Annotated in this window: 6 protein-coding genes; 4 read left to right on the top strand and 2 right to left on the bottom strand. The window is 43.5% G+C overall.

Annotated features, from left to right (window positions below; genetic code table 11):
* Positions 1-94 precede the first annotated feature (94 nt).
* Positions 95-670: a DUF937 domain-containing protein gene (locus H6S82_RS23570; protein WP_322111825.1), complete on the top strand. Its 576-nt coding sequence runs from the start codon at positions 95-97 to the stop codon at positions 668-670.
* A 368-nt stretch (positions 671-1,038) separates the two neighbouring features.
* Here H6S82_RS23570 and H6S82_RS23575 read toward each other — a convergent pair whose 3' ends face one another.
* Complete coding sequence (locus tag H6S82_RS23575; protein ID WP_190463465.1) at positions 1,039-1,413, bottom strand: hypothetical protein; 375 nt, start codon at positions 1,411-1,413, stop codon at positions 1,039-1,041.
* A 496-nt stretch (positions 1,414-1,909) separates the two neighbouring features.
* Between H6S82_RS23575 and clpS the strand changes: the two genes are divergently transcribed.
* Together clpS and H6S82_RS23585 are read left to right on the top strand one after the other, a co-directional pair.
* Positions 1,910-2,191, top strand: coding sequence for an ATP-dependent Clp protease adapter ClpS (clpS, locus tag H6S82_RS23580; RefSeq protein WP_190463467.1), 282 nt, complete (start codon positions 1,910-1,912; stop codon positions 2,189-2,191).
* Between the two features lie 17 nt (positions 2,192-2,208).
* Positions 2,209-3,057: a CPBP family intramembrane glutamic endopeptidase gene (locus H6S82_RS23585; protein ID WP_199315174.1), complete on the top strand. Its 849-nt coding sequence runs from the start codon at positions 2,209-2,211 to the stop codon at positions 3,055-3,057.
* A 6-nt stretch (positions 3,058-3,063) separates the two neighbouring features.
* On the opposite strand, the gene H6S82_RS23590 is transcribed toward H6S82_RS23585, so the two are convergent.
* Positions 3,064-3,318: a BrnA antitoxin family protein gene (locus tag H6S82_RS23590; protein ID WP_190463469.1), complete on the bottom strand. Its 255-nt coding sequence runs from the start codon at positions 3,316-3,318 to the stop codon at positions 3,064-3,066.
* Positions 3,319-3,384: 66 nt separating this feature from the next.
* On the opposite strand from H6S82_RS23590, the gene H6S82_RS23595 reads away from it, so the two are divergent.
* Positions 3,385-3,630, top strand: a complete 246-nt coding sequence (locus tag H6S82_RS23595) for a DUF433 domain-containing protein (RefSeq protein WP_190463472.1) — start codon at positions 3,385-3,387, stop codon at positions 3,628-3,630.
* Positions 3,631-3,712 lie beyond the last annotated feature (82 nt).

Genomic DNA, 3,712 nt, shown 5'->3' on the forward strand with positions numbered 1-3,712 from the left:
GAGGCATGTGGGGGCCGGCGGAGGCCAAGCGGCTGACGCTGGCGGACGGTTCGGACGTACTCTCAAATTCCCCCAATTATCTACAATTAGCTAGATGTCAACAGCAGCCGATTGTGCGACATTTCTTAAACACAGACAACAAAGTGTAACAATTATGGGACTTTTAGACCAAATTTTGAATGCAGTAAACAGTTCCGACCAGCAAGGCTCTACAGGTCAGATTGCTAGCATTCTCAGTACCGTGCAGCAGCTGGGTGATAGCTACGGTGCCGACCCCTCAACCGTACAAACCGCCTTGTCCGTTGTCGGAAACCACGTTCGTTCTGCCTTACAGCAAAAGCAAGCTAATGAAGGTTTTGAGCAAGCGCAGGGTCTTGTAAATCAATATAGCGGCACATATCCCAACCCCCAAGCTGTCGATGCTATCTTCGGTTTTAACCAAGTGCAGCAAGTTGTGCAGGCAGTTGCACAAAGAACGGGGTTGGATGCCGGTATGATTCAACAAATGTTGCCGATATTAGTTCCCCTAGTCCTGAATTTCCTGCAAACTGGGACTACTTCTCAACAGCAGGGATCTAATCCGGTGCTTAATACCTTTTTGGATACTGACGGAGATGGTGATGTCGATATCGCCGATGCTATGCGGATGGCGGGTCGCTACCTGAGTTAGTAGTTGTTTTATCGAAAATTTTGGGTTCAAAACCCCGTCCTTCTAGGACGGCTTTTGATACAATACTAAGAGGTCGTGTACCCTTGAGAACGATGAGGAAACAGGTTTAACGTCCTACTCCGCGATCTCAAAATTCCTAACAGTCAATGGTATAAAAATCCAAACTGTAAGGACGAAAAAAGAAATCAAATAGGGTAGGGCATACCCGAATTTACGCTTGGGGAGTAGTCCATAAGAGTGCTTGCTGTAAAAGGTGTAGTCGGACTAGACATGAAACTGTAAGACCAAAGCTAAGTTTACTTAGTGGCGGCAGGATTCAACCCAAGAATCTTCGTACCTTTAGGTCGAGGAGTGTCAAACTCGGAAATCTAGGATTTAAAATAATTTTGGTAAGCCAGCCAAACTTGGCGGATGAAATCCTGGAGATGTTGATGCGCCAGCTGAGTGTTATGTGTTTGAGTTTTTGATGTCTGTAGGTGTGTAAAAAGCGGTATGACCTCAACATCAAGGGCTGGACGAAATAAGATGGAAGGCCAAACCAGATCTGCACCTTGACGCAGGTCATACAATGTGTATTGCTCTGAGCCTGCATTCTCATAACACACAGGTATGGCGATCATCAAGGGACGTACCCAGCACATCTGACGGGATTCAATAATTTGAATGACTTCTGCGTAGAGGCGGGTAGCCTGATGCTCTAAACAGACTATTTGACTAGGCTGAAAGTTGACAGCAGAAATCATTACTGCTTGCTGCTCTAAAAGCTGCTCTGAAAAACTTACCTGAATTAAGTTTAACCAAATTTTGCTCTATAGTTTTAGTAGCGGTGCCTGGGTTGGGTGAATAGCCGATCGCCCAGATCGGAATCCCGCACCACTACCTGAACACCCAGGCTGTCTTGTCAGTTGGCTGGGCGATGGAGTTCTGGAAAAAATTCCTATCTGGGTGACTAGAACTGAAATTGGATGATATAAATAAGTATTAAGGACTATAAAGGGATAACCATAATAGTGCTTTTTGTTACTCAGCACTGAGAAACAGCCGCAAAGTGGGCAGCAAGATAAACTGAGCAAAAACTCAAAAAATTGAGTTTTTGGGACAAATTCTTGGTTTGAGTGGCCAAAGCAAACGGTTACAGCATTTAAAATGCAATTCCTAAATCTTACGGAGATCGGGCTGTTGTGTAACAAATTTGGATGAGTAGGTTAATGTTATCGAAGTTACAGGGAGGATAGAGCAGTGTCTGTCGAGACCCTTGAAAAACGTTCAACGTCTCGTAAACTTGCGCCTCGCTATCGGGTGCTACTGCATAACGATGACTTCAATCCAATGGAGTATGTTGTGCAGGTATTGTTGACAACGGTGCCAAATCTCACGCAACCTCAAGCTGTCAGCATTATGATGGAAGCTCATAATAGTGGGATTGCGTTGGTGATTACCTGCGCTCAAGAACACGCAGAGTTTTACTGCGAAACTCTGAAAAATCATGGCTTGACCAGTACTGTTGAACCTGAAGAGTAGCTAAAAATAGGGGTTATTTGAAACCAATTAAATTCGATCGCGTAGCTAGCTACCCTGCCCCTATTCGCCTAGCTATATTTTTGGTAATTTTATTGCTGCTATGGTTGCCGATCGCAGCACCGATTAATTTTATAGTTATGGACAGAAACTCAGCTACAATCCTGACAATGGGATTGTTATTTGTGGAGTTTTTGTTGCTGCTGAGAATTTGGGGTAAAAAAGTCTATCGGCAATCCCATTTGCTGAAAAACTATGGTTTGGTAAGCACACAGCAAAATCTCTTAGATTTGTTAAAGGGGCTGGATATTGCTTTGGTTTTTACCCTTGGTTTGTTTGCGATCGAGGGTATTTTTGGTTTGGTTATTTGGCAGAATTCAGAACAGTTACCCAGAACAATTTTAGAAGGCTTAATTAGCGCTTTAGGGGTGGGTTTTGCGGAAGAATTAGTATTTCGCGGTTGGTTGTTAGATGAATTGCAGCGAGATTATCGCCCCAATACCGCTCTCTGGGTAAATGCAATTATATTTGCCAGCCTCCACTTTTTGAAGCCATTTAATGAGATGATTCGCACCTTACCTACATTTCCAGCATTGTTGCTCTTGGGGTTAACTTTAGTGTGGGCGAAGCGCGGAAGTAAAGGTAAACTGGGATTGTCGATCGGTCTTCACGCTGGCTTAGTTTGGGGATATTACATTATTAATGTAGGGCAATTGGTGAATTTTTCCGATCGAGTTCCTGAATGGGTGACGGGAATCGACAAAAATCCTTTAGCTGGAGTGATGGGATTGATATTTTTGGGTATTTTGGCATTTTGGATGAGAAAGAGGGCGAAGGGTATAGAAAGCGATCGAATTTTTCCAAAATAAGTTTAATCACGACAATTTTTGTAACTCTTCTCGAAGGACACGACGCAGAGTATCTTCCAAAGGTTCTTTGCGCTGCTGAATATATTCGCGTAAGGCGTTGTTAATTAGCGTTTGGTAATTACCTCCTCCCGCTGCGTTGACTTCCGCACGAAACCAGGCCAGAATGTCATCATCAAGGCGAATTGTGATGCGTGTTTTGCCTGGTGGCGTTGAGTCGATAGCTCCTGGTTTTCCCTGAGTGAAATCGTATTCTTCCTTCATTTGTTCAAATAGCGTGGGTCAATTGTGTTAAAATTGGGTGACCTTTAGTATAGATAGAAAAAACAGATGAACTGGAGAGAATATATCCATTCTAATCCAAATATTCTGGTAGGTAAACCAGTTGTGAAAGGAACTAGGTTATCAGTGGAGTTTCTGTTAGGTTTATTTGCAGTTGGATGGACAGAAGCACAAGTTTTGGATAATTATCCTTCTTTAACTTCTGAAGCATTGAAAGCAGTATTTGCTTTTGCGGCTGAATGTATGCGCGAGGAATCTTTCTTCACAATTCCATTGATGGCTGAGGCTGAGTAATGCGGTTTTTGGCTAATGAGAACTTCCCTCGTAGCAGCGTAAGGTATTTACGTGATGCTGCTTACGATGTGGCTTACGGTAC

Source organism: Planktothrix sp. FACHB-1355, from assembly GCF_014748295.1.
Lineage (GTDB): Bacteria > Cyanobacteriota > Cyanobacteriia > Cyanobacteriales > Aerosakkonemataceae > Aerosakkonema > Aerosakkonema funiforme_A.

Coding starts and splice junctions, on each gene's coding strand:
- H6S82_RS23570 (WP_322111825.1), top strand. CDS start 95: ATGTCAACAGCAGCCGATTGTGCGACATTTCTTAAACACAGACAACAA.
- H6S82_RS23575 (WP_190463465.1), bottom strand. CDS start 1,413: ATGATTTCTGCTGTCAACTTTCAGCCTAGTCAAATAGTCTGTTTAGAG.
- H6S82_RS23590 (WP_190463469.1), bottom strand. CDS start 3,318: ATGAAGGAAGAATACGATTTCACTCAGGGAAAACCAGGAGCTATCGAC.
- H6S82_RS23595 (WP_190463472.1), top strand. CDS start 3,385: ATGAACTGGAGAGAATATATCCATTCTAATCCAAATATTCTGGTAGGT.